Genomic DNA, 25,668 nt, shown 5'->3' with positions numbered 1-25,668 from the left:
CATACTCTGTTTAGTATATTATACTCGTCAGGTTTCAAGTTATTGCCATCACTCCGGCAGCTTGCAGGGTGACGGGGATACATGGAGAGGGAATGATGCGGCAGTTCGATTACCTGAAAGCAGCGATTAAGCAAAAGGGCTGTACCTTACAACAGGTGGCTGAAGTCAGTAATATGACCAAAGGTTATCTCAGCCAACTGTTGAACGATAAAATCAAAAGCCCGAGTGCGCAGAAACTGGAAGCGTTGCACCGTTTTCTGGGGTTGGAATTCCCCCATAGCGAAAAGAAAGTGGGGGTGGTGTTTGGTAAATTTTACCCACTGCATACCGGGCATATCTACCTGATCCAACGTGCTTGCAGCCAGGTTGATGAGCTGCATGTGATCCTGTGCCATGATGAACCCCGTGACCGAACGTTGTTTGAAAACAGTTCCATGTCACAGCAGCCGACCGTCAGTGACCGCTTACGTTGGTTATTGCAAACCTTTAAGTATCAGAAAAATATCCGTATTCACTCTTTTGATGAGCAGGGGATTGAGCCTTATCCCCATGGCTGGGATGTCTGGAGCAACGGCGTAAAGCGTTTTATGGAGCAGAAGGGGATTGTGCCCGGTTTTGTCTACTCCAGTGAAGAGTTGGATGCTCCCCGTTACCGTGAATACCTGGGTATTGAAACCATCCTGGTGGACCCTGAACGTTCCTTTATGAATATCAGTGGCAGACAGATCCGTCAGGATCCGTTCCGTTATTGGGATTATATCCCCACAGAGGTCAAACCGTTCTTTGTGCGTACCGTGGCGGTACTCGGAGGAGAATCGAGCGGTAAGTCAACGCTGGTTAACAAGTTGGCGAATATCTTCAACACCACCAGTGCCTGGGAATATGGCCGCGATTATGTGTTTTCGCACCTGGGGGGTGACGAAATGGCCCTGCAGTACTCCGATTACGACAAAATAGCTCTTGGGCAAGCTCAGTATGTGGATTTTGCGGTGAAATATGCCAATAAAGTGGCGTTTATCGATACCGACTTTGTCACGACTCAGGCGTTTTGCCGGAAATATGAGGGGCGCGACCATCCCTTTGTGCAGGCGTTGATCGACGAATACCGTTTTGATCTGGTGATCCTGCTGGAAAACAACACCCCTTGGGTGGCGGATGGCTTGCGTAGCTTAGGTAACCCGGTTGACCGCAAAGAGTTTCAACATCTGCTGGAAGAGATGTTGCGAGCAAACAATATTGAATATGTTCATGTTGAATCCAGCGACTATGAAGAGCGTTTTTTGCGCTGTGTTGAACTGGTGCAGCAACTGTTAGCGGCGGATGCCAGCCGTTTGAGTGGCTCCCCTGCAATCGCACGCTAAGCATAAACCATCGGCGCAGCATGCTGCGCCTGAATAGTATGCTCGTCTCCCTGCGGTTTGATTGACGACGGGTATATCCCTAAGTTCAATCAATTTGCAGGTAGGCGGCAATTGAGCGAATCCCTAGGAGCATAGGCCACTATGTGACTAGGGTGAGAGACCGCAGCCAACAACCCTGCGGTTTGATTGACGACGGGATATTAGTAAGTAATCACCAACTTGCCCAACATATGCCCCGCCAGCAGTTTATGGTGCGCGGCAGTGAGTGTTTCCACCGTCAACCCAGTCAGTGTTTCCCTGAGGGTGGTGGTCAATTTGCCCTCATCAAGTAGCTGCGCCATCTGTTTGAGGATCTCCCCTTGTTGGGCGATATCCGGCGTGGTGAACATGCTGCGGGTAAACATAAACTCCCAATGTAACGCCGCGCTTTTTGTTTTTAATGCACTCTGGTCCAGAGGCTGGCGGTTTTCCACAATGGTACAGATATGGCCAAGCGGAGCGATCAAATTGCTGATGGTTTGCCAATGGGCATCGGTATCGTTCAAGCACAGAATATAATCCACCCGTTCAATGCCAGCTTGTGCCAGATTGTTTTGCAGGTCACGATAATCCACCACCAGATCGGCACCACGCGCTTGGCACCAGGCGATTGATTCCGGGCGTGAGGCAGTAGCAATCACCTTCACTTGGCTACGCAATGCCGCCAGGGAGATAGCCAAAGAACCAACACCACCGGCACCGCCGATAATTAACAGCGTTTTGCCTGCCTCAGCATGCTGAATATTCAGGTGTTCAAACAGCGCTTCCCAGGCGGTTAGCGCGGTGAGGGGGATAGCCGCTGCTTCTGCCCAGCTCAATTTACTCGGCTTGTGGGCAGCAATGCGCGCATCAATCAATTGATAGGTGCTGTTACTACCTGGGCGGGTAATATCCCCGGCATACCAGACCTCATCACCCGGTTTGAACTCCGTGACACCACTGCCAACGGCCACCACCACACCACTGGCATCCCAGCCGAGAATGCGTGGTTGTTGCAAACTATTTTTTTGCAGACCGGCATGGACCTTGGTATCCACCGGGTTAACAGAAACCGCTTTTACCTCTACCAGCAGGTCATACTGCCCAGGGGTAGGTTGATCGGTAGTGATCTCAATAAAGTGGGCTGGGTTGTTTGGGTCGACGGCGATAGCTTTGATTAACATAGTGCGCTCCTTCAATAAATGCCGACAGTATATACCCAGGATTTACGTCATACACTGGGCACATAGGCAGAGATACAGGGGGAAGAAACAAAAAGCCCGTGGAGTACACGGGCTGGTCATAGGCAGTGGGGCAAGATAATCGCCCCAGCAGGGGTTATTTGGTGATTTTTTTATACTTGATGCGGTGAGGCTCCAACGCATCGGCACCCAACGTACGCTTTTTATACTCTTCGTATTCGGTAAAGTTACCTTCGAAAAACTCCACCTTACCCTCATCCTGATAATCCAGAATATGAGTAGCAATACGGTCAAGGAACCAGCGGTCGTGGGAGATCACCATGGCGCAACCCGGGAATTCCAATAAGGCGTTTTCCAGTGCGCGCAGGGTTTCGATATCCAGATCGTTGGTAGGTTCGTCAAGTAGCAATACGTTACCGCCAACTTGCAACAGTTTGGCCAGATGCAGACGGCCACGCTCACCACCGGACAGCTCACCCACACGCTTGCCTTGGTCAACCCCTTTGAAGTTGAAACGGCCAACATAGGCGCGGCTTGGCATTTCAGTCGTGCCAATGCGCATAATGTCCTGCCCGCCAGAAACTTCTTCCCAAACGGTTTTGGCGTTATCCATGCTGTCACGGAACTGATCGACGGAAGCCAACTTAACGGTATCCCCCAGCACAATGGTGCCAGAATCCGGTTGTTCTTGACCGGACATCATGCGGAACAGCGTAGACTTACCGGCGCCGTTCGGGCCGATAATCCCGACGATGGCCCCTTTGGGTACCGAGAAGGAGAGATCGTCGATCAATACGCGGTCACCGTAGGATTTACGCAACTGACTAACTTCAACCACTTTATCCCCCAGACGTGCGCCTGGTGGAATAAACAGTTCGTTAGTTTCGTTACGTTTCTGGTATTCGGTATTGTTCAGTTCTTCAAAGCGAGCCAGACGCGCTTTACCTTTAGACTGGCGGCCTTTAGCACCTTGACGCACCCACTCCAGCTCTTTCTCGATGGACTTGCGGCGTGCGGCTTCGGTAGAGGCTTCCTGCGCCAGACGCGCATCTTTCTGCTCCAGCCAGGAAGAGTAGTTGCCTTCCCATGGAATACCTTCGCCACGATCCAGCTCCAGTATCCAACCTGCCACGTTATCCAGGAAGTAGCGGTCGTGGGTAATAGCGACCACGGTCCCTTCAAAGTCGTGTAGGAAACGCTCTAGCCAAGCAACGGACTCGGCATCAAGGTGGTTGGTGGGTTCGTCCAGCAACAGCATGTCTGGCTTTTCCAGCAACAGACGGCACAAGGCGACACGACGGCGTTCACCACCGGAAAGGTTGGCGATTTTGGCATCCCACTCCGGCAGGCGTAGTGCATCGGCAGCGCGCTCAAGCTGGGCATTGAGGTTATGGCCATCATGGGCTTGAATGATCTCTTCCAGGCGACCTTGTTCGGCGGCCAGTTTATCGAAATCAGCCCCTTCCTCAGCATAAAGTGCGTACACCTCATCAAGGCGTTTTAGCGCCCCCACCACTTCTGCCAGCGCTTCTTCTACCGACTCACGAACGGTGTGCGCCATATTGAGTTGCGGCTCTTGCGGCAGATAGCCGATCTTGATGCCCGGTTGTGGGCGCGCTTCCCCTTCGATATCGGTATCGATGCCCGCCATAATGCGCAGCAGGGTTGATTTACCGGAGCCGTTCAGGCCCAGCACACCAATTTTGGCCCCAGGGAAGAAACTCAAGGAAATATTTTTCAAAATATGACGCTTCGGCGGCACGACTTTGCCGACGCGGTGCATGGTATAGACGTATTGAGCCACTTTGCTCTAGCCTCTCTATCAGTTTTTCTACCCTTCCTACTTCAAAATTGCTTGGGTGTTAGCCGTACTCTGTCACCTCAGTCACATAGTTATCTATGCTCCTGGGGCTTCCATCGTTTGCCGCCTACAAGCAACTCGAAGTATTTTGGGTATATAGGGTGTCTTTCTGCAAGAGTGTAGCCCGTTTCATAATCAGATCCCAGACCCGACACCACGATAGGCAAATGTATATCCGTCATCAAGCAAGTTGCCGGGGCTGCAGTGGCTCGCCTTACCCATAAGGCTAGCGGTTTTTGTTCACCTCAAACATCATAATATCGCTGGTAAACGAGCCATCGTCCTGGATGGCAAAATGCTGTTGTACCTCTGCGGTTACCCCTTGCTGTAGCGCCCGAATCGCCGTAACGAAATGCTCCGGGGTACGCATTCGCGCCACCCAACTGGTGAACTCCAATGGCAGGCGGTCTGAAGTGACCTGCTGCACCACCAGCCCGGCGTCAGTGAACATGCTTAGCCATTCGCCTGGTGTATAGTCGCGGACATGTGAGGTATCACGCAACACTTCTACTGTTTGCAGATAAACATCTAACAGCGGGTGCCCCGGGGAAACCACATCCATCAGGATGGCACGACCACCGGGTTTCAACACGCGCTTCACTTCACGCAGTGCCTGGCCGACATCATGCCAGTGATGTGCCGAATAACGGCTAATCACAATATCGAAGCTGGCATCGTCAAACGGCAGTGATTCTGCCACCCCTTGTTGCACGCGAACGTTTGCCAACCCTTTTTCTGCGGCAGCGGTACTCACTACCGTTAGCATCTGTGCCGACAAATCATAGGCCACCACCTGCGCTACTTTTGCTGCCGCAGTGAAACTGGCATGCCCTGCGCCACAGCCCAAGTCCAGCAATTGAGCGGTGTTACAGTTTTCCAGCAGGTTCGACAAACGTTGCAGATCTTTCCCTTGAGCATGTACGGCACTGTTTAAGTAGGCTTGCGCCTGTTCGCCGAATTGACGTTCCACAGCGTTCTGATGGCTATTCTTGTTGTTCATATTGATTCCCGTTATTAGTTTGCCGTTATTCACGAGGTTTTATCTTGCATGGTCTTGGTCATACGATGATGGGGGCCAAGTACCTGATGGTGATTATGACTATAATTAATTCACTATACGGGTACAATATGAGAATTTATCCTAGTATAAGAGGTACCCGTTTATGGAATCAGATGATTTATCCGGCCCTAAAGCCCTAGGGGCTTTTCTGCGCGCCTGCCGGGAACGGGTAACGCCAGAAATGTTAGGCTTACCCACCGCTCCACGCCGCCGTACCAGCGGTTTACGTCGTGAAGAACTGGCACAAATCAGTGGCATCAGTACCACTTGGTACACCTGGATTGAGCAAGGGCGCGAGGTGGCTATTGCCCCTGGAACCTTGGCTCGCATTGCCAAAGCGTTGCAACTTGACCATGCCGAACGGCATTATTTATTTACGCTGGCGCGTATCGCTGATCCCGAGTTGGAACTGCATCAGGACACCATTAACCCCATCGTGCTGCAAAGTGTGCATCAAATGACGGTGCCTTGTTATCTGCTCGATTTCACCTGGCATATGGTGGCCTGGAATCAGCAGGCTGAAGCCTTATTTGGCGATTGGCTGCAACAAGCCAATACACCCAATCTGCTACATTTTATGTTCTTCCACCCCCAGGCAAAGAACTTGGTCACCCATTGGGAGGAGCGCGCCCAGCGTGTGGTCGCTGAATTTCGTGCTGAAACCAGTCACCATCAGGGAACTGAAGAAATACGCGCCTTTGTACGCCATATGACACAACACAGTGAATTTTTTGACCGTTGGTGGCGGCAGCAGGATGTGCTGGCCCGTGAAGGGGGAGAGCGGACGTTTACTCATCCGCAGCAAGGCATCCTGCATTATCAGCAAGTGACTTTTTATCCCGCTGAACATCATGGGTTGAAGCTGGTGATGCTGATCCCATTGCCCGGCGACCCCAGTTAACAAACAACCTCCGTTAGCCTGGCGTGAGCGGGTGAAAGAGGTTATGGCTAGGGGATTTTCAGCGATTCAGTGATGCTCACTGTTGATTATCTGCAAACCAGCATCGCGATTGGTAGGGTATAATGATCATCATATTTTGTGGGCAGGTCGGGCGTTGCAGGTGCTAGGGCCAGTTGGCAGCCGCAGTAAAAGCCGCGATAAAAATAGTTAACCATGAGGTTAGGATAAATGAAGACAAAACGTGTTGAGTTGGTTTCGGTTGTCCCCCCTGCCACTTTTCCGCAGGTGGCCCCCGTCATGCTGACGGCGGAAACGATGGCTGCACGCCGTGATAAAGTGCTGGCGAGGATGAGAGCTGAAAATTTTGATGCGCTGCTGATTTACGCTGATAAAGAGCATGGCGGTAACTTCGAATATTTGACCGGTTTTGTACCGCGCTTTGAAGAGGCCCTGTTGCTATTGGAAGCTGACGGTAAAGCGACCATTATTTTAGGGAATGAAAACCTGAAAATGGCACAACATGCGCGTTTACCGGTGCAACAGCTGCTTTGTCCTTATTTCTCTTTGCCGAACCAGCCGATGGATCACGAAAAGCCGCTCGATGAGCTCTTTGTGGCCGCCGGTTTGGGAAATAAACAGAAAGTCGGTTTAGTAGGTTGGAAAATGTTTACCGGCAAAATAGGCAACCAGGAAACACTGTTTGATCTCCCTTATTTTATCGTTGAATCGGTTAAAAAGAGCCTGGCTACAGGGGCCATATTGATCAATGCCATCCCCCTGTTTATTGGTGGACAAGCAGGAGCCCGAACCACCAATAATGCCAATGAACTCGCGCACTACGAGTACGGTGCCAACCTCTCTTCCACTTGCATTATGGCGGCGATGAATAGCGTTGCGGTGGGCGTTAAAGAGAGCGATTTAGGGCAACAACTTACTGCCGAGGGGCAATATAATACGGTAGTCACCATTGCCGCCACCGGGCGTCGTTTTGAACATGCCAACTTTTATCCCACTCACAAAGTGATCCAGCAAGGTGACCCGCTGTCGTTGACCACGGCGTATAAAGGGGGGTTATCCAGTCGAACCGGCTTTGCTATCGCTGATGAAAGTGAATTGCCCGCCAACCAAAGTGACTATCTGGCAAGGGTCGCCAAGCCTTACTACCGTGCAGTGGCGACCTGGTTGGAGAATATTCATATCGGTATGAAAGGCGGTGAACTTTATTCCCTGATTGAGCAGGTGTTGCCTAAGAAGGATTATGGTTGGCATCTAAACCCAGGGCACTTGGTGGCGGATGAGGAGTGGATGTCTTCCCCTGTCTATCCATTATCGGAACAGCAAATCCGCAGTGGCATGATGTTACAGATTGATATTATTCCATCCGTCGCGGGGTATACCGGAGTCAGCGCTGAGGAGTGTGTGGCGGTGGCCGATGCTGAACTCCAGGCCAACATCAGGCAGGAATACCCGCAGCTTTGGGCGCGTATCACCCAGCGGCGCGAATATCTCAAGACAGTGTTGAATATTAACTTAAGCGATGATGTTATCCCGCTATCCAATACCGTTGCCTATCTCAGGCCGTTTCTCCTGGCTAAAGATAAGGCCTTGGCGATGCGTGATTGAAGCGAGCCCGGTTTTAGCGAGTAGGGTAGTCAAGCACTATCCTGATTTCTTCAAATTACCGGTAAACAGTAACCTTACGAGCTCTAAGGACGGAGCTCGTCATCGAGCCTCTTTCAAGCGCCTCAGTATAACCATGATAAATATGTAGGGTGTTATATATAAAGCCATGGTTATAACAGACATTCTTGTGTCGAATAAAATTCGATATTCATATTCTATTACACAAATAAAGTATCTTTTATTATTCAACTTAAACAGACTCAGAGCTTGAACCTGATAAAGTGATTGTGTAAAGTTCGCGCGGGAACTTTGGTGTGGCAAGGGATACGGCCTGTCTCGATGGTCTTGTGAACCGTTATTTTCAGTGAAATAGCCTCCACTTAACCAATTCTTAACATTGTTCTTAACCCATCATTTTCAGATGCTGAGATTAATATCTTGATTGCATTGAGGTTGGGCTCAAATAATCAAAAATGGAGATTGTATTATGGGAAAATTCTTAAAATGGTGTGTCGCTCTCACTGTAATAGTTACTCTGGCAGGTTGTGCACGGACCGCGCCAGTAGTTCAAGTTCACAGTACGGTAACTGCAGGCCATACTGAAACTCAGGTAAGAGATGCTATTCTAAACGCGGGGCAGCAACGTCAGTGGATCATGACGCAAGTCAGTCCAGGTGTCATTAATGGCCGCCAGCAAGCACGTGACCACGTTGCAGAAATTCGCATTAATTATACAGCAACCAGCTATTCCATTAACTATGTCAGTAGCCTCAATTTGCAATCCTCCGGTGGTAAGATTCATAAGAGTTATAATCGTTGGGTACTCAATCTCGATAAAGATATTCAGTTGAACCTGTCAGCAGGCGCTGGATTATAATTATTAGTGTTGATTAACATTGGGTCGGTCGTGGTCCAATGAAACTATTTTTTATATCCAGACTCATTCAAGTTGCAGTCAACATCGCTGTGGCTTGAATGGTGATGGGGATAGACTCCAAATCATGTCAGTTGCTGTAAGTTAAAGAGTCACCAAGGGGATAAATGACCTGGTGGCAGGCTGAGTACCGCTAACGCACAGGCAATTTGAAAGATAGCGAGACCAGCTTAAGGGATTGCGTGAAAAATGTATGAGCATGATAAGCTCAGTGCCCTCGATGCCATTACCGAGGCACAACGAATTGCTTTTGCACCTATGCTGTTTCAAACGGCACTTTGTTTACGTAATACCGGCGTACTGGATTATCTAGACAAACAGGGAAAGCGTGGAGCCACTCTGCGAGATATCACCAATAACAGTAATATTAATGAATATGCAGTCAGCGTGTTACTGGATATGGGGCTAAGTGGGCGTATAGTGACCTGTAAAGAGGATCATTACTATATTGCCAAGGTTGGTCATTTTCTGCTTCACGATACCATGACCCGTGTGAATATGGATTTCACCCAAGATGTTTGCTATCAGGGGTTATTCTCTTTAGAAGAAGCACTTAAAGCAGGAAAGCCAACAGGCTTGAAAGTATTTGGTGAGTGGCCAACCATTTATCCGGCCTTATCACAATTACCTCATGCGGCGCGTGAAAGCTGGTTCGCTTTTGATCATTACTATTCAGACGGCGCGTTTGACGCAGTATTGCCACATATATTTGCCTATCAACCGGGCTCTTTATACGACGTGGGGGGCAATACAGGTAAGTGGGCGCTCCGTTGCTGCCAGCATGATAATGATGTCTCCGTGACATTATTAGATTTACCCCAGCAAATTGCCTTGGCTCGCGAGAATATTGAAGCGGCAGGATTATCTCATCGCATCGGTTTCCATGCGGTAGATATGCTGGGTGATGCCCCATTACCTGGCGAAGCCGACATCTGGTGGATGAGTCAGTTCCTTGACTGTTTCTCACCAGAACAAATTATTGCCATTCTGAACCGCGTCGCGGGTGTGATGAAGCCCGGCGCTCGGCTGTGTATTATGGAACTCTTCTGGGATGCGCAAAAATTTGAGGCCGCAGCATTCAGCTTGAATGCGTCATCGCTCTATTTCACTTGTATGGCTAACGGTAATAGCCGTTTTTATAGTGTAGAGAAGTTTTGTCATTACCTGGAAATGGCGGGTTTTCGGCTAGAGAAACGCGTTGATAACCTCGGAATTGGGCATACTTTACTGATATGTCAAAAATTTTAATAAAATGGCAGCATTTTTGTTGCACTGACTCCCTGTCACTCTCTCAGAGTCACCCATTGATTGCGGATGCGCTTACTTAGATGAAATTGGCTTTAAATATTATTGACTGGCAGGCCAGGGCACCTGGTTTGAGCGAGGCAGCGCAGTGGTATCAGTGGTCGCAGCAGCCCCATGCTATTGTGCCCTCAGAACCACAGGCGAAGCTAAGCGAGCTTTCAATGATGACGGCGCGTCGCTTGGCGTCAGGCAGTCGGTTGGCGGTGGAGTGTGGCTTGGCGATGTTACGCCGCCATCAAATTGATGCTGTGCTGTACACCAGCCGTCATGGTGAACTGGAACGCAATTATCGCATCTTGTCAGCCCTGGCGGAGCAGTTGCCGGTTTCTCCCAGTGACTTCACCACCTCGGTGCATAATTCGGCGGTAGGGCATTTGACTATTGCGGCTCAACAACCATTGGTTTCATCCTCATTGGCTGCCGGTATCGATACTTTTCAGCAAGGGTTGTGTGAAGTGACTTGTCTATTACAGGCAGGCTATCAACGGGTATTAATGGTGGATTTTGACGGTATGTTACCCGAGTTTTACCATGACAGCCTGCCTGAACAGATGCCGACCTGGGCTTATGCAGTGGCCATGGTATTTGAGCGTGGAGAAACGTTGCAATGTACCAGTCAGGCGGTGGAGTACGGGGAAGAACCTGCATTGCCACAAAGCTTGCAGTTTTTGCAACATTACTTAAGTGCTGTGCCGCTGTTTTCGATCCCAGGGGAGAGATTGATGTGGCACTGGAGCCGGGCATGAATCCCCTGTACGCGCGCATAAACCGGCTTTGGCGGCTGGTTATGACCGGGTGGTGCTTTGTGCTGTTTGGTATTGGCGGGCTATTGCTGTCGCTGGTTTGGTTTAATCTGCTGTTGGTGTTGTATCGCAATGAGGCCAAGCGGCGTAGCCTGGCTCGCTACAGTATTGCTACCAGCTTTCGCTTTTTTCTGTCGACGGCCAAAGTGCTGGGGGTACTTGACTATCGCATTGATGGTCTTGAGCTGCTGCGCAAGGAACGTGGTTGTCTGATAGTCGCCAACCACCCGACCTTGATAGACTATGTGCTGTTGGCGTCGGTGATGCCGGAAACAGACTGCCTGGTAAAAAGTTCATTATTGCGCAATCCGTTTATTGGTGGGGTGATCCGTGCGGCAGGTTATCTGATTAATAGTCAGGCGGATGAGTTACTCCCAGCCAGCCAGCAGCGCCTTGCCCAGGGGGATACTATCCTGATTTTCCCCGAGGGGACACGCACACGTCAGGGGGAGCAGATGGTGTTGCAGCGAGGTGCCGCCAATATCGCTGTGCGCTGCGGTTGTGATTTACGTGTGGTGGTGATCCGCTGCAGTGAGCATCTGCTTGATAAGCAAAGCAGATGGTATGACATCCCCCCCAGAAAACCCCTGTTTCAGGTGGCAGTGGGTGAGCGGGTACCGATTAAACAATTTACTGATGCAAAATCACCACAGCCGGCACTGGCTGCCAGGCGGCTCAACCAGCATATTTTGCATCTACTATCACCAGGACTATACCCAAGCTCAATCAAGCTGCAGGTAGAGGGTATCCGAGGGAACTCCGATGAGCTGGCACCAGTCAGTGATACGGGTAAACGCGGGTAACCCCAATCTCTGCGGTGTGATTGGTGATGGGAATAATTTCGTTGCAAGGAAAAATAATAATGCAAGCTCTCTATCTTGAAATAAAAAACCTGATTATCAATACATTGAATCTGGATGAGCTGTCGCCTGATGATATCGATACTGACGCGGCACTGTTTGGTGAAGGTCTGGGGTTGGACTCCATCGATGCTCTGGAGTTGGGGCTGATGGTGAAAAACCAATACGGCATCGTGTTGTCCGCAGAGAGTGAAGAGATGCGTCAGCATTTCTATTCTGTGGCGACGCTGGCTTCTTTCATCCAAAATCAACGCGCTTAAGAGCCCATCCGCTATGACAGAACAACATGCCATTTATCAGGAAGTATCTGATCTTCTGGGTAAACTATTTGAAATTTCCCCTGATGATATTAAGCCAGAGGCCCGTCTGTATGAGGACCTTGAGCTGGATAGTATTGATGCGGTTGACATGATCGTGCATCTGCAAAAGAAAACCGGCAAAAAGATCAAGCCTGAAACCTTTAAAGCCGTCCGTACCGTGCAGGATGTGGTGGATGCGGTAGAAAACCTGCTGCGAGAATAATAATCCCTATGGGTGGTTACCGTTTGCAGCGGGGTATACAACTGATTACAGCGCTGATGCTGCTGGCTTGGCCATTTCTTATCTGGTTTGGTTTGACCTATAACGGTCTGCGTTGGTTAGTGCCGCTGATGGTTTTTTTGCTGATCTTGCGAGTTCGTCAGGTCCGCCAGACTATTGGCCCGATGCGCCTGGTGATACAAAGCGTTGTTTCGGCGGGGGTTGCCTTATGCATCTTGAGCTATCTGCTGCAAGCGCACCAGTTGTTGTTGTTTTATCCCGTGATGGTGAATCTGGTGATGCTGGTGTTATTCGGCAGTTCACTATGGAGTTCAATGCCGCTGGTTGAGCGCTTGGCACGTTTGCAGGCACCGGAACTCCCCCCAGAGGGAGTACGTTATACCCGCAAGGTAACGCAAATATGGTGCGTGTTTTTTATTTTAAATGGTGCAATGGCACTATTTACCGTTTTATATGGTGAGATGTGGTTATGGACGACTTGGAACGGCATGATAGCCTATGTGCTGATGGGAATATTGATGATGGGCGAATGGCTGGTACGCCGCCAGGTGATAAAACGAGCCGCCCCATGATCAAGCCGCTTCCTCTGGCACAGTGGTTGAGTGCACCTCGTCCGGATGACACACCGGTTGCCTGGCTGGGCGAACAGACCTGGACCCTGGGGCAGCTGCGTTATGATGTCACGCTGTTGGTGAAAACCCTGCAACAGCACGAGGGTCAACGCTGGGCGCTCTGTTTTGAAAACAGCTATTTATTTATCGTCGCATTATTAGCGATGCTGCATGCAGGGAAAACACCGATTATTCCAGGGCATAGCCGGGTTTCGCTGCTAGAGGAACAACAAGCCCTGTTTAATGGCGTATTGGCAGACCGCATGCTGACCTGGGGTGGTCCAACCGTTGTCATTCATTCTGCTAATCAACAGGCTGAACAGTGTGAGCCATTACCTGCAATTGACCCGTCAGCTTATGTCGAGTTATTTACCTCTGGTTCCACCGGGCAGCCGCGACGAGTCATTAAGCCTATCACCTGCCTGGATCGTGAAGCGCTATTATTGGCGGACCGCTTTGCTGAACGCCTTGCTGGCTGCCGTGTTGTCGCCTCTGTGGTGCCACAGCATCTTTATGGGCTTACTTTCCGTATCTTTCTGCCCATGGCGTTAGGGTTGCCGCTACATGCGGCGATGCTCTATTACACCGAGCAGTTGGCCGCGTTGAATCCTGCCTATCGCTATGCGTTTATCAGCAGCCCGGCCTTTTTAAAACGTTTGGATCATCAACTGACACCGCCATCGGTAGCGATGGTGCTTTCCGCTGGTGGCGTCCTGCCATGGGAAGATGTGGTTCAAACTGCTCATTGGTTGGGAGTATGGCCTGAGGAAATCTACGGCAGTACTGAAACCGGGATTATGGCGTGGTGCCATCGCCAGCAGGAGGATATCCTTTGGCAATGCTTCCCGGGGGTAAAGATCCACGCCGATGGTGAGGTGTTTCGTGCTATTTCCCCCCTAATACCCGACAGTCAGGGCCAGTTGCTTGATGATATTTTGCAGTTTGATGATAACGGCTTGTTCCGTTTGCAGGGGCGCTGTGGCCGTGTCGTGAAGATTGAAGAGAAGCGAATTTCGTTGGACGAGATTGAACAACGCTTGCTGGAATTGGAAGGGGTGAAGGAGGCGGTAGCTCTGTCAGTGAGTTGCGGTGGTCGTCAGGGGATTGGTGCTCTGCTGGTGCTGGATGAACCTATGCGGCAACAATGGCAACAGTATAGTAAGGCGGCACAGGAACTTGAGTGGCGTCGTGCGTTGTTGCCTCGGTTAGAGCCAGTTACCGTTCCCCGTTACTGGCGTATTATCGATGAGATACCGGTCAACAGTATGAATAAGCGTGTCTATGCGCAATTACAGGAGCTTTTTCATGCAACCACATGAAATTGAAAGTCATTTGTTGCAGGCATCACAAGCGGAAATCGTCCTGTGGCTTGACCCGGCTTCATTCTGGTTTAAGGGTCATTTTGCTGCCCAGCCACTGTTGCCTGGTGTTGCTCAATTAAATTGGGTGATGCATTACGCCACTACGCTGCTGGCACCGGGTTTTCGTTTTCACAGTATATCGAACGTTAAGTTTCAAGCCCCTTTGCTGCCGGAAAATAGAGTGACATTGCTGCTTAACTGGCAGGAAGAGCGGCAGGTATTAACCTTCAGTTATCAACGTCATGATGGTGACGCGCGACAGACTGCCAGCAGTGGGAAGATCCGTCTATGTCGTTAACTGCCATGTCATTAACTGCTATGTCGCTAACCCCCGTAGCCTGCCATTTCTGTGTGGTGATCCCTTGTTATAATCACGGAGCCATGATGGCTAGCGTGTTGACACGTTTGCAGCCCTTTGGTTTGCCCTGCTTTGTGGTGGACGATGGCAGTGATGAAGCGACACGCCAAGAGCTTGAACATTTGGTGGGGCGTTATCCTCATGTGACGCTGGTACGTCTTGCTCACAATTCCGGTAAAGGGACTGCGGTAATTCGCGGGTTGGAAGAGGCTTTTCAACAGGGGTTTACCCACGCGATTCAGGTGGATGCGGATGGGCAACACACCATTGAAGATATTCCTAAACTGATGGCGTTGGCACAGCAGCATCCCAGTGCGTTAATTTCCGGGCAACCGATTTATGACGATTCAATCCCACGTTCGCGTCGTTATGGCCGCTGGATAACCCATGTCTGGGTGTGGATTGAAACCCTCTCTTTGCAGTTAAAAGATAGCATGTGCGGTTTTCGCGTTTATCCGCTGGCGCCTACGTTGCAATTAGCGCAGCAGGTAGCCCTGGGTAAACGGATGGATTTTGATACTGAAGTGATGGTGCGGCTCTACTGGCAAGGTAACCGTAGTTATTTCGTCCCCACTCGCGTCACCTATCCGCAGGATGGTCTGTCGCACTTTGATGCATTGAAAGATAACTGCCGTATTTCACTGATGCATACTCGTCTGTTCTTCGGCATGCTGCCACGAATCCCAGCGCTGCTATTGCGCCGTTCCAGCTCACACTGGGCACAGCAAAAGGAGGTCAAGGGGCTATGGGGGATGCGACTCATGCTTACTGTCTGGCGACTGCTGGGGCGTAAAGCATTTTCACTGTTACTCTACCCGGTCGTGGCCGCTTATTGGCTTGGTGCACATCAGGCACGCCGTGCTTCGCAAAACTGGCTCAAGCGGGTGAGGTATGAATTAACCCAGCGTGAGCGCCCGATCCCAGCCGGTTGCAATAGCTACCAACATTTTTTGCGCTTTGGTGACGCCATGCTGGACAAAATTGCCAGTTGGCGAGGCGAGCTGCAATTGGGGCGGGATGTTATTTTTGCACCGGGGGCTGAGGCCACTCTGGATGTTCCTTCACCAACGGGAAAATTGCTGTTGGTGTCACATTTAGGGGATGTTGAAGCCTGTCGTGCTCTGGCTCAACAACAAGGCAGTAAGACCATCAACGCGTTGGTGTTTACTGATAACGCGCAACGTTTCAAACAGATTATGGCAGAGATGGCTCCACAGGCAGGGTTGAATCTGATCCCGGTTAATCATCTCGGCCCTGAGAGTGCCATATTGCTGAAAGAGAAGCTGGACTGTGGTGAATGGGTTGCCATTGTTGGCGATCGTGTCGCAGTTAACCGGCAACGCGGTGGTGACTGGCGTGTGGTTTGGAGCCGTTTTATGGGGCGTCCGGCACCTTTTCCTCAGGGGCCTTTTATTCTGGCGTCGGTCTTGCGCTGCCCAGTATTACTGGTTTTTGCCCTGCGTCAGCAAGGGAAACTGTATTTACACTGTGAACCCTTCGCCAACCCGTTACTGTTACCACGTGCGGACCGCCAGGGAGCACTGCAACAAGCGGTTGATCGCTATGCGGAGCGCCTGGAACATTATGCGCTGGCGTCGCCGCTCGATTGGTTTAATTTTTTCGATTTCTGGCAACTTCCTGGCCAACCTGTTGATAAGGAGTAAAGGGTGCTCAACGATCCCCGTTTTACTGCTGAAGTAGAGCTTTCAGTGCCCTTCCATGATGTCGATATGATGGCGGTGGTCTGGCACGGTAACTACTTTCGCTACTTTGAAATTGCCCGCGAGGCATTACTGAACCAGTTTGATTATGGTTATCGGCAGATGAAAGCATCGGGTTATCTTTGGCCAGTGGTGGACACTCGGGTGAAGTACCGCAACATCCTGACTTTTGAACAACGGATCCGCGTCTGTGCCCGGTTAACAGAATATGAAAACCGTTTGCGCATTGACTATCAGATTTTTGATGCAGCTAGCGGCAAATGTACCACTACCGGTTACACCATTCAGGTGGCGGTAGAAGAAAAGAGTGGGGAGATGTGTTTTGTCTGCCCGGCAATTCTGTTTGAACGAATGGGAGTGACACCATGAAGTACTGGCCTCTATTTATTCTGCTGTTCACTCCGTGGGTTAGTGCCGTCACGCTGGATGAATTGCAGCAGCGTTTTACCGAACAACCGGTGGTTCGCGCTCATTTTGATCAGACTCGCAGTATCAAAGGCCTGCCACAGCCGTTGCGCTCGCAAGGTGAAATGGTCATTGCCCGTGAACAAGGGTTGTTATGGGATCAGAAAACGCCTTTTGTCATGACGCTGATACTGGATGATGCGCGTATGGTGCAAGTGATTAACGGCCAGGCACCACAGGTGATTACGGCACAAAATAACCCTCAGATGTTCCAGTTCAACCATCTGTTGCGCGCGCTATTTCAGGCTGATCGAAAAGTATTGGAGCAAAACTTCCAAATTGATTTCCAGGATAAAGGTGAAGGCCGCTGGATGTTAAAGCTAACGCCTGTCACCACCCCGTTGGATAAAATTTTTGCCACCCTTGAACTGTCCGGGCAGCACTATCTGGAAACCATCCAACTGAACGATAAACAGGGTGATCGCACAACGATTATCTTCTCCCAACATCGGCTGACCCCCAATAGCTTGACCCATGATGAGAACCAACGTTTTGCTGCACACTAGCGCTAAACGCTTGGCGTGGTTATGGGGAGCCCTTTGTCTGGTTTTACTGGGTACCTTGCTGGTCATGTTGCCACAAACGCGTATCAACAGCAGTGTGCTGGCCATGTTGCCCAAGCAGACCCTGGGGACTATCCCCCCAGCACTGAATGACGGCTTTATGCAGCGGCTGGATAAACAACTGGTTTGGTTAGTCAGCCCGGGTAAACAGGCTAACCCGCAGGTCGCGCAATACTGGCTCACACTGTTGCAGCAATCCAAGGGGGTGAAGGAACTCAAAGGCCCGATGGATGCGACTAGCCAGCAGGCTTGGGGGGACTTTTATTGGCGTCATCGTAATGGCTTGCTCGACAGTGCGACACGTCAACGCTTACAGGATGGGGGGGAAGCCCAGGCTCAGTGGATCCTCTCGCAACTCTACTCTGCATTTTCAGGGGTGAGCGGTAAAGAGTTACAAAATGATCCCTTGATGCTCATGCGCGGCTCGCAATTGGCATTGGCCCAAAATAGCCAGCGTTTGCGACTGATGGATGGCTGGTTGGTCACCCAGGATGATGAGGGGAATTACTGGTATTTGCTGCATGGTGAGTTAGCGAACTCGTCGTTTGATATGCAGCAGACTCACCAGGTGGTGTCCACGCTTAATAGGTTGGAAAACCAGTTAAAGGCAGAGTATCCACAGGCACAACTGCTTTCGCGTGGCACGGTGTTTTACAGTGATTATGCCAGCCAACAAGCGAAGAGCGACCTCTCTACCTTGGGGGTAGCGACGATCCTCGGCGTCATCTTGCTGATTGTTGTGGTTTTTCGTTCACTGCGCCCTCTGCTGTTGTGCCTGCTTTCGGTAGGTATTGGGGCGTTGGCCGGGGTCGTCGCTACATTGTTGCTCTTTGGCGAACTGCACCTGATGACGCTGGTGATGAGTATGAGCATTATTGGCATCTCCGCTGACTACACGCTCTACTATCTCACTGAGCGGATGGTCCATGGCGGCGAAGTGTCACCTTGGCAAAGTTTGCATAAAGTTCGTCAAGCGCTGTTGTTGGCATTGCTGACGACCGTCATCGCCTATCTGATTGTCATGTTGGCGCCCTTTCCGGGGATTCGCCAGATGGCGGTGTTTGCCGTGGCAGGGCTGAGCGCCTCCTGTTTGACGGTACTTTTCTGGCACCCTTGGTTATGTCAGCGATTGCCGGTCAGGCCCATTCCGGCTATGACACTACTACTGCGCTGGCTGGCGTTTTGGCGGCGTAAGCAAAAATTATCGTGGGCCTTGCCTGCGGTCCTGGCGGTGGTTTCATTGGCAGGTATCGCGACATTGCGGTTTGATGATGATATTGCTCAGTTGCAAGCGCTGCCGCAGGGGATTCTGGCGCAGGAAAAGCAGATTACCTACCTGACAGGGCAAAGCGTCGATCAGAAATGGTTTGTGGTTTATGGGGCAACCTCGCAACAAGTTTTGGAACGCCTTGAAGCATTGACTCCGGTTTTGGAGCAGGCTCGTCAGGGGGGAACGCTGACTGGGTTTCGCTTGCTCCCACTGAATTCGCTGGTTCGTCAGCAACAGGATCTCATCCTGTTACGTGAGGCGGCACCAGCCAGCCTCCGCGCACTGCAAAGTGCGGGGTTGACGGCAATCACCCCGGCATTGCAGGCGATGCCGGTCACAGTTGATGAATGGCTTGCTAGCCCTGCCAGTGAGGGGTGGCGTTTGATGTGGTTAACGCTGTCAAACGGTGAAAGTGGTGTGTTGGTTCCGGTTGATGGTGTGACAGACAGTACCGCATTGAAGGCATTGGCAGCAAAGCAGGAGGGCGTGGCGTGGGTTGATCGTAAAAGCACCTTCAACGAACTTTTTGCGCTCTATCGCACGCTGCTCGCTGGTTTGTTGCTGGTGGCTCTGGCGGTGATTGCCTGCGGCGCAATGATACGTCTGGGGTGGCGTAAAGGATTAGTCAGCCTGGTACCTTCGTTGCTGTCCCTCAGTTGTGGGCTGGCTGTTTTATCCTTGAGTGGTCATGCGGTGAACCTGTTTTCGTTATTGGCACTGGTGCTGGTTTTGGGGATCGGTATTAACTACACCCTGTTTTTCAGTAATCCACGGGGTACGCCGGTGACTTCATTGCTGGCGATCACGCTGGCGATGATGACCACATTACTTACGCTAGGCATGTTGGTTTTTAGTACCACACAAGCAATTAGTAACTTTGGGATGGTGTTGGTGAGTGGGATCTTTACTGCTTTTCTGCTTTCCCCATTAGCCATGCCTGACCGAAAAGAGAGAAAAAAATGAGAAAGAACCACCTTTGGCATACGGTTATGCTGCTTGGGGTACTGTTAATGAGTGGTTGTCGCCATTCCCTCGGCCCCGCAGATAGCTCCGCCCCACAGGCGTGGCTTGAGCCTGGCGTGCGGGTGACGCTACCGGCTCCGGGCATTACGCCAGAAGTGAATTCTCAACAGTTGCTGACGGGCAGTTTTAACGGGCAAACCCAGTCTTTGTTGGTGATGTTGAACGCTGACGCCAACCAAATTACGTTGGCAGGTCTCTCGTCTGTGGGGATCCGTCTGTTTCTGCTCACCTATGACCATAATGGCATCCATACCGAGCAGGCGTTAGTGGTGCCACAATTGCCGCCAGCCAGTCAGGTTTTAGCTGATGTGATGCTCAGCCATTGGCCGATTAGTGCCTGGCAGAAGCAATTACCCAAAGGCTGGACCCTGGTTGATCAAGGGGATAAGCGTGAGTTGCGCAATGCCAGCGGCAAACTGGTCACTGAAATCACCTATTTACAGCGTAAAGGCAAACGTGAGCCTATTAGCATCAGGCAGCATGTCTTTAAATATCACATCGGCATTCAATATTTGGGCGACTGATATGATTTACATTTCTGCTATCGGCATGATTAACGCCTTAGGACAATCGAACGCGGAGATTGCGGCCAACCTGACGCGCGGTGTTGCGCCAGGTATGCGTCCGCGCCCGGGTTGGTTACAGAATGATCTGCCAGTGGTGTTAGGGGGTGTTGATGGTGAATTACCGCCGATTCCCGACAGTTTTGCCCCCCATCGTAGCCGCAATAATCAACTGCTATTGGCAGCGCTGGCACAAATTCAACCGGTGGTGGATGAGGCGATACGGACTATTGGTCCTGAGCGCATCGCAGTGGTGTTGGGTACCAGCACGTCTGGGTTGGATGAAGGTGATCAGTACGTTAATCTGCGGCTCAATGGTGAAGAGAGTTCAAGTTGGCATTACGCGCAACAAGAACTGGGTGACCCGTCGCGCTTTCTCAGCCGTTGGCTAGGATTGAGTGGCCCGGCATTTACGCTTTCCACCGCCTGTTCTTCCAGCGCCCGGGCGATCATCAGTGGGTGCAGGTTGATCGAAGCAGGTTTGGCGGATATGGCGATTGTCGGTGGGGCTGATACCTTAAGCCGGATGCCGATTAACGGGTTCGATAGTCTGGCGTCGCTTTCTACTACTCTTTGTCAGCCGTTTAGCCGTGACCGTAGCGGCATTACCATTGGTGAAGGTGCAGCACTGATGGTACTGACGCGTGAACCACAGCCAATTGCCGTGCTGGGGGTAGGTGAGTCGAGCGATGCCCACCATATTTCAGCACCACACCCACAAGGAGAGGGGGCAATACGCGCTATTCAACAGGCGTTGCAGCAGGCGGGTCTACAACCTGCGGACGTGGGTTATATTAATCTGCACGGCACGGCCACATTACTTAATGATCAGATTGAATCCAAAGTGGTACATGATCTGTTCGGTACCGGAGTGCCTTGCAGTTCGACCAAGCATTTAACCGGGCATACCTTGGGAGCCGCCGGCATCACCGAAGCGGCTATCAGCGCACTGATTTTGTTGCAGAATCTGCCATTGCCACCCCAGGATTTCAGTCGTTCACCGCTGGACCCCGATTTACCGCCTTGCGGTCTATTACATACCGCAGCACCCCTGGCGCGTCCGGTTATTTTGTCTAACTCTTTCGCCTTTGGTGGCAATAACGCCAGTATTCTGCTGGGGAGAGTGGCATGAGTGATTACTTACTGCCGGTGAACTACCTGCCACATGATGCACCCATGTTACTGCTGGCTGAAGTGGTGAGTGTCAGCGAGGAGAGTGCGCATTGCCGGGTCGCCGTGACAGCTGACAGCGTATTGGCCCCCTTTCTTGATGGTCAGGGTAACTTGCCAGGTTGGTATGCGTTGGAGTTGATGGCGCAAACCATTGGCGTTTGGTCTGGTTGGCATCGTCAGCAACAAGGCCAACAAAGTATCACGCTTGGCATGGTGCTGGGAGCCAGGGAGTTGGTCTGCACTGCCGGTAGTTTGCCAGCCGGTGCGGTGCTGGATATTGAGGTTAAGCTACTGATGCAAGATCAACGGTTTGGTAGTTTTGACTGTACCATCTGCGTGGAAAATCACACGCTGGCGACAGGCCGTGTAAATACCTTTCAACCCGCGCCGGAAGAGCTAACATTACTTTTTAATCAGGGATCTACTACATGAGTCGTTCAGTTTTGGTCACGGGGGCCAGTAAAGGTATCGGGCGTGCCATTGCCTGCCAGTTGGCGGCAGATGGATTTATCGTCGGTATACATTATCATCAGGACCGCGCAGGCGCAGAGGCGACACGCGAGACCCTGATCGCCGCCGGGGGGCAAGGGCGCTTGCTATGCTTTGATGTAGCCAACCGCCAGCAATGTCAGGAGGTCCTCGAACAGGATATGGCAGAACATGGCCCGTGGTATGGCGTGGTCAGCAATGCGGGGATTACCCGCGATGGGGCTTTCCCCGCGTTGAGTGGCGATGACTGGGGAGCGGTAATCCACACTAATCTCGACAGCTTTTATAACGTGATTCACCCCTGTGTGATGCCAATGATCGCTACACGTCAAGGTGGTCGTATTATTACCCTCTCTTCCGTTTCTGGCCTGATGGGCAACCGTGGGCAGGTTAACTATAGTGCCGCTAAAGCAGGGATTATTGGTGCGACCAAAGCACTGGCCGTTGAATTGGCAAAACGCAAAATTACGGTGAACTGTATTGCGCCGGGCTTGATTGATACCGGCATGATTGAGATGGAAGAGGCTGCATTACAAGAGGCGATGGCGATGATTCCCATGAAGCGTATCGGGCAAGCGCAAGAAGTCGCTGGGTTGGCGAGTTATTTGATGTCTGATATTGCCGGTTATGTTACCCGCCAGGTTATCTCTATCAATGGAGGGATGTTATGACACGCCGTGTAGTGATTACCGGAATGGGGGGCGTCACCGCCTTTGGTGAGGATTGGCAAGCAGTGTCCCGTCGGCTGTTGGGCTATAAAAATGCAGTGCGCAGCATGCCAGAATGGCAAATCTACTCTGGCTTGCATACGTTATTGGCAGCCCCAATCGATGACTTTGTGTTGCCTGAGCACTATACCCGGAAGCGTATTCGCTCCATGGGGCGAGTGTCACTGATGTCAACCCGGGCGACAGAGTTGGCGTTGATTCAGGCCGGGCTGATTGATGATCCGGTTCTGACCCAGGGGCGGACCGGTATTGCCTATGGCTCATCAACGGGCAGCACGGGGCCAGTGAGCGAATTCGCCACCATGTTAACTGAGAAACACACCAATAATATTACCGGCACCACCTATGTACAGATGATGCCACACACCACGGCGGTTAACACCGGGTTGTTCTTTGGCCTGCGTGGGCGGGTGATCCCGACTTCCAGTGCCTGCACCTCGGGTAGCCAAGCCATTGGTTATGCCTGGGAAGCGATTCGCCATGGTTATCAGACGGTGATGGTTGCTGGCGGTGCAGAAGAGCTATGTCCCTCAGAAGCGGCGGTGTTTGATACCCTGTTCGCGACCAGCCAGCGTAACGACGCGCCCCAGACGACGCCGGCACCGTTCGATCATCAGCGTGATGGACTGGTGATTGGTGAAGGTGCAGGAACGTTGATCCTGGAAGAGCTGGAACATGCCAAAGCGCGAGGGACAACCATTTATGGTGAGGTCGTCAGCTTTGCCACTAATTGTGATGCCGCACATATCACCCAGCCACAGCGTGAAACCATGCAGATTTGCATGGAGCAATCACTACAGATGGCTGGTTTAAGCCCAGGTGATATTGGTTATATCTCTGCCCACGGTACGGCGACTGATAGGGGGGATATTGCTGAAAGTCAGGCTACCGCCGCGATTTATGGTGATAATGTGCCAATCTCATCATTAAAAAGCTATTTTGGTCACACATTAGGGGCTTGTGGTGCATTGGAGGCTTGGATGAGTCTGCAAATGATGCGTGAAGGTTGGTTTGCCCCGACACTCAACCTGCATACGCCAGATAAGCAGTGCGGAGCATTGGATTACATTATGGGGGAAGCACGTAATATTGATTGCGAATACCTGCAAAGTAATAACTTCGCTTTTGGTGGCATTAACACTTCGCTGATTATTAAGCGCTGGGCGTAAACAGCTTGGTTGAGGAATATTAAGTGATAGCCAGAGAGAACAAAAAATGCACACATTAAAGCTTGGGGAAGTTAATTTGCTTTCCTTTCTAAGCCCGGATAGTTTGTTCGGGGCGCTGATTTACCTCTTTTTGTTTATACTCGGCGCATTGATACTGTCCCGCGGTTTGTCGCTCACGGTGAGTAAGGCGATATCGCGTCACGAGCATCTTGACCGCACCACCATCAACTTCTTGCAACAATTGCTGTCAGCGTTGATCTGGGTGGTTTCACTGATTCTGTATGCTCACCTGATTCCAGCACTTCGAACTATGGGAACGGCAATGTTGGCCGGTGCCAGCGTGGTATCGGTGGTACTGGGTCTGGCTGCGCAAAGTACGCTGGGCAACTTAATCGCCGGCCTTGCTATTACTATCTACCGGCCATTCCGCTTGGGGGATACCTTACAGGTGGCGGTACCCAGTGGCACCGAGATTGGGGTAGTGCAGACTATTTCCCTGGGCTACACCACATTACGTACCGGGGATGGGCGGTTGGTGGTGATCCCAAACAGTGCTGCGGCCAGTCAGGTGGCAGTCAACCTTAACGTTAACAGTACCCACTTCCCGATGAGGATCAAAATTTCGATTGATCGCAGTGTTGATATTGCTGCCGCCTGCTCGCGGGCTCAAGCCCTTGCTGCAGAAGTGCTTGGGCAGCAGGCCGTTGGGTGCTGTATTTTGACCCATATTGATGGGGCTGTAGCGCAGTTGGAACTTTGCTTTCATGGTGAAGATAGTGAAGCTATCGCCGAAACTCGATCGAAATTACTGACTCGCCTTGCCAGCGGTTTTTCAGGGGATCCCGCCTGGGGACCAGCGCCAGGCCCGAGCTTCCTCTGATTTAAACAGCGTCATTGTGAGTGTTTATCAAGAAAACTCCGTAATCAGAGATGAAGATCGAATTTTAATATTGAAAATCAATAAGTTATTTATTTGCTCGGCGAATTATACTGATACTGTTGCGAAGTTTCTTAGTCAGTAGAATCTCGCTGACCCATCATGGACGGGCATGTCTGCCAAGCCAAGGAGAAGAGTATGTTAGGGCTGAGTTTATTATTTATTGGTGCAGTGTTGTTAGTGAATGCCCAGTCACTTTATGGCCGAGTCGCAGCACGGGAATGTGCCCCCTTCAATCTGTTAGTGGGGTTATTGGCGCTAGGGGTTAATGCATTGGGGATTGTGCGGGCCACGGATAACCCGGCATTACTGGCGGCAGCGGGTGGTTTACTGTTTGCGTTTACCTATCTTTATCTCTCTGTGGTGCAATGGTGGTCACTGGATGGTAGTGGGTTTGGATGGTACTGCCTGTTTGTGGCGATAAATACACTGGTTTTTGCCTTGCTGAGTGTCAACCAAAAAGCCTGGTTGTTTACGGTGCTATGGTTAGCTTGGGGCTGCCTGTGGTTGATGTTCTTTATTGCCCAGGGGTTGAAGCGCGACCTGGGACGAGCGTTGCCCCATATGACGTTGCTGGTGGGGATATTCACCTGTTGGTTGCCCGGCATTCTGATGCTCACCGGAAATTGGCCCAATTGAGCGTCAACACCCCTGTATACACAAAATAATTCGATTTTCTTGCAGGCGGCAAGTCTGGGAGTCGCCAGGAGCATAGATAACTATGTGACTGGTGCGAGCGGATGCAGCCAACACCCAAGCAACTTGAAGG

Annotated in this window: 26 protein-coding genes; 23 read left to right on the top strand and 3 right to left on the bottom strand. The window is 51.2% G+C overall.

Going from position 1 to position 25,668, the window contains the following annotated elements:
* Positions 1 to 95: 95 nt before the first annotated feature.
* On the top strand, positions 96 to 1,361 hold the full coding sequence (gene nadR, locus IO95_RS14140) for a multifunctional transcriptional regulator/nicotinamide-nucleotide adenylyltransferase/ribosylnicotinamide kinase NadR (protein ID WP_037385807.1): 1,266 nt from the start codon (positions 96 to 98) through the stop codon (positions 1,359 to 1,361).
* A 200-nt stretch (positions 1,362 to 1,561) separates the two neighbouring features.
* Here nadR and IO95_RS14135 read toward each other — a convergent pair whose 3' ends face one another.
* From IO95_RS14135 to IO95_RS14125, 3 genes are all read right to left on the bottom strand, one after another.
* Complete coding sequence (locus IO95_RS14135; protein ID WP_023489429.1) at positions 1,562 to 2,563, bottom strand: zinc-binding alcohol dehydrogenase family protein; 1,002 nt, start codon at positions 2,561 to 2,563, stop codon at positions 1,562 to 1,564.
* Between the two features lie 154 nt (positions 2,564 to 2,717).
* Positions 2,718 to 4,385, bottom strand: a complete 1,668-nt coding sequence (gene ettA / locus IO95_RS14130) for an energy-dependent translational throttle protein EttA (RefSeq protein WP_023489430.1) — start codon at positions 4,383 to 4,385, stop codon at positions 2,718 to 2,720.
* A gap of 283 nt (positions 4,386 to 4,668) precedes the next feature.
* Positions 4,669 to 5,442: a class I SAM-dependent methyltransferase gene (locus IO95_RS14125; protein WP_023489431.1), complete on the bottom strand. Its 774-nt coding sequence runs from the start codon at positions 5,440 to 5,442 to the stop codon at positions 4,669 to 4,671.
* A gap of 163 nt (positions 5,443 to 5,605) precedes the next feature.
* On the opposite strand from IO95_RS14125, the gene IO95_RS14120 reads away from it, so the two are divergent.
* From IO95_RS14120 to IO95_RS14015, 22 genes are all read left to right on the top strand, one after another.
* Complete coding sequence (locus tag IO95_RS14120; RefSeq protein WP_023489432.1) at positions 5,606 to 6,403, top strand: helix-turn-helix transcriptional regulator; 798 nt, start codon at positions 5,606 to 5,608, stop codon at positions 6,401 to 6,403.
* 228 nt (positions 6,404 to 6,631) lie between these two features.
* A complete protein-coding gene (locus tag IO95_RS14115) occupies positions 6,632 to 8,026 on the top strand; it encodes a Xaa-Pro peptidase family protein (protein ID WP_023489433.1) in 1,395 nt (464 codons plus the stop codon).
* A gap of 487 nt (positions 8,027 to 8,513) precedes the next feature.
* The gene (locus tag IO95_RS14110) at positions 8,514 to 8,903 is read left to right on the top strand and encodes a hypothetical protein (protein WP_023492883.1); all 390 of its coding nucleotides are present in this window, start codon (positions 8,514 to 8,516) and stop codon (positions 8,901 to 8,903) included.
* A gap of 246 nt (positions 8,904 to 9,149) precedes the next feature.
* The gene (locus tag IO95_RS14105; protein ID WP_037385704.1) at positions 9,150 to 10,208 is read left to right on the top strand and encodes a methyltransferase; all 1,059 of its coding nucleotides are present in this window, start codon (positions 9,150 to 9,152) and stop codon (positions 10,206 to 10,208) included.
* Positions 10,209 to 10,288: 80 nt separating this feature from the next.
* Positions 10,289 to 11,011, top strand: a complete 723-nt coding sequence (locus tag IO95_RS14100) for a beta-ketoacyl synthase chain length factor (protein WP_023488900.1) — start codon at positions 10,289 to 10,291, stop codon at positions 11,009 to 11,011.
* Complete coding sequence (locus tag IO95_RS14095) at positions 10,990 to 11,871, top strand: lysophospholipid acyltransferase family protein (RefSeq protein ID WP_081878565.1); 882 nt, start codon at positions 10,990 to 10,992, stop codon at positions 11,869 to 11,871. Before IO95_RS14100 ends, IO95_RS14095 begins: the two co-directional genes overlap by 22 nt.
* A gap of 59 nt (positions 11,872 to 11,930) precedes the next feature.
* Positions 11,931 to 12,188: a phosphopantetheine-binding protein gene (locus IO95_RS14090; RefSeq protein ID WP_023488902.1), complete on the top strand. Its 258-nt coding sequence runs from the start codon at positions 11,931 to 11,933 to the stop codon at positions 12,186 to 12,188.
* 13 nt (positions 12,189 to 12,201) lie between these two features.
* Positions 12,202 to 12,450 (top strand): acyl carrier protein, encoded by a 249-nt coding sequence (locus tag IO95_RS14085; protein WP_023488903.1) that lies wholly within the window; start codon positions 12,202 to 12,204, stop codon positions 12,448 to 12,450.
* 8 nt (positions 12,451 to 12,458) lie between these two features.
* Positions 12,459 to 13,040 carry a membrane protein gene (locus tag IO95_RS14080; protein ID WP_023488904.1) on the top strand — a complete coding sequence of 194 codons (582 nt, stop codon included), beginning with the start codon at positions 12,459 to 12,461 and terminating at the stop codon, positions 13,038 to 13,040.
* A complete protein-coding gene (locus IO95_RS14075) occupies positions 13,037 to 14,398 on the top strand; it encodes an acyl-CoA synthetase (RefSeq protein ID WP_023488905.1) in 1,362 nt (453 codons plus the stop codon). Before IO95_RS14080 ends, IO95_RS14075 begins: the two co-directional genes overlap by 4 nt.
* Entirely contained in the window at positions 14,385 to 14,738 is a 354-nt protein-coding gene (locus IO95_RS14070; RefSeq protein WP_023488906.1) for a hypothetical protein, read from the top strand. The genes IO95_RS14075 and IO95_RS14070 overlap by 14 nt, the downstream gene beginning before the upstream one ends.
* 20 nt (positions 14,739 to 14,758) lie before the next feature.
* Positions 14,759 to 16,462, top strand: coding sequence for a glycosyltransferase (locus IO95_RS14065; protein ID WP_037385802.1), 1,704 nt, complete (start codon positions 14,759 to 14,761; stop codon positions 16,460 to 16,462).
* Positions 16,463 to 16,465: 3 nt separating this feature from the next.
* Positions 16,466 to 16,888 carry a thioesterase family protein gene (locus IO95_RS14060; RefSeq protein WP_023488908.1) on the top strand — a complete coding sequence of 141 codons (423 nt, stop codon included), beginning with the start codon at positions 16,466 to 16,468 and terminating at the stop codon, positions 16,886 to 16,888.
* Complete coding sequence (locus IO95_RS14055) at positions 16,885 to 17,490, top strand: outer membrane lipoprotein carrier protein LolA (protein ID WP_023488909.1); 606 nt, start codon at positions 16,885 to 16,887, stop codon at positions 17,488 to 17,490. Before IO95_RS14060 ends, IO95_RS14055 begins: the two co-directional genes overlap by 4 nt.
* Positions 17,462 to 19,780, top strand: a complete 2,319-nt coding sequence (locus IO95_RS14050; RefSeq protein WP_235186771.1) for an MMPL family transporter — start codon at positions 17,462 to 17,464, stop codon at positions 19,778 to 19,780. Before IO95_RS14055 ends, IO95_RS14050 begins: the two co-directional genes overlap by 29 nt.
* Complete coding sequence (locus IO95_RS14045; protein ID WP_023488911.1) at positions 19,777 to 20,364, top strand: DUF3261 domain-containing protein; 588 nt, start codon at positions 19,777 to 19,779, stop codon at positions 20,362 to 20,364. Before IO95_RS14050 ends, IO95_RS14045 begins: the two co-directional genes overlap by 4 nt.
* A 1-nt stretch (position 20,365) precedes the next feature.
* Positions 20,366 to 21,535 (top strand): beta-ketoacyl-[acyl-carrier-protein] synthase family protein, encoded by a 1,170-nt coding sequence (locus tag IO95_RS14040; RefSeq protein WP_023488912.1) that lies wholly within the window; start codon positions 20,366 to 20,368, stop codon positions 21,533 to 21,535.
* Positions 21,532 to 22,008, top strand: a complete 477-nt coding sequence (locus IO95_RS14035) for a 3-hydroxydecanoyl-ACP dehydratase (protein ID WP_023488913.1) — start codon at positions 21,532 to 21,534, stop codon at positions 22,006 to 22,008. The genes IO95_RS14040 and IO95_RS14035 overlap by 4 nt, the downstream gene beginning before the upstream one ends.
* Complete coding sequence (locus IO95_RS14030; protein ID WP_023488914.1) at positions 22,005 to 22,736, top strand: 3-ketoacyl-ACP reductase FabG2; 732 nt, start codon at positions 22,005 to 22,007, stop codon at positions 22,734 to 22,736. The genes IO95_RS14035 and IO95_RS14030 overlap by 4 nt, the downstream gene beginning before the upstream one ends.
* Positions 22,733 to 23,962 (top strand): beta-ketoacyl-ACP synthase, encoded by a 1,230-nt coding sequence (locus IO95_RS14025; RefSeq protein WP_023488915.1) that lies wholly within the window; start codon positions 22,733 to 22,735, stop codon positions 23,960 to 23,962. The genes IO95_RS14030 and IO95_RS14025 overlap by 4 nt, the downstream gene beginning before the upstream one ends.
* 46 nt (positions 23,963 to 24,008) lie before the next feature.
* Positions 24,009 to 24,842, top strand: a complete 834-nt coding sequence (locus tag IO95_RS23545) for a mechanosensitive ion channel family protein (protein ID WP_023488916.1) — start codon at positions 24,009 to 24,011, stop codon at positions 24,840 to 24,842.
* Positions 24,843 to 25,037: 195 nt separating this feature from the next.
* Positions 25,038 to 25,538, top strand: coding sequence for an AmiS/UreI family transporter (locus tag IO95_RS14015; RefSeq protein WP_023488917.1), 501 nt, complete (start codon positions 25,038 to 25,040; stop codon positions 25,536 to 25,538).
* Positions 25,539 to 25,668 lie beyond the last annotated feature (130 nt).

The sequence above is a fragment of the Serratia sp. DD3 genome (assembly GCF_000496755.2).
This window is presented reverse-complemented; position numbering and strand designations above follow the sequence as displayed.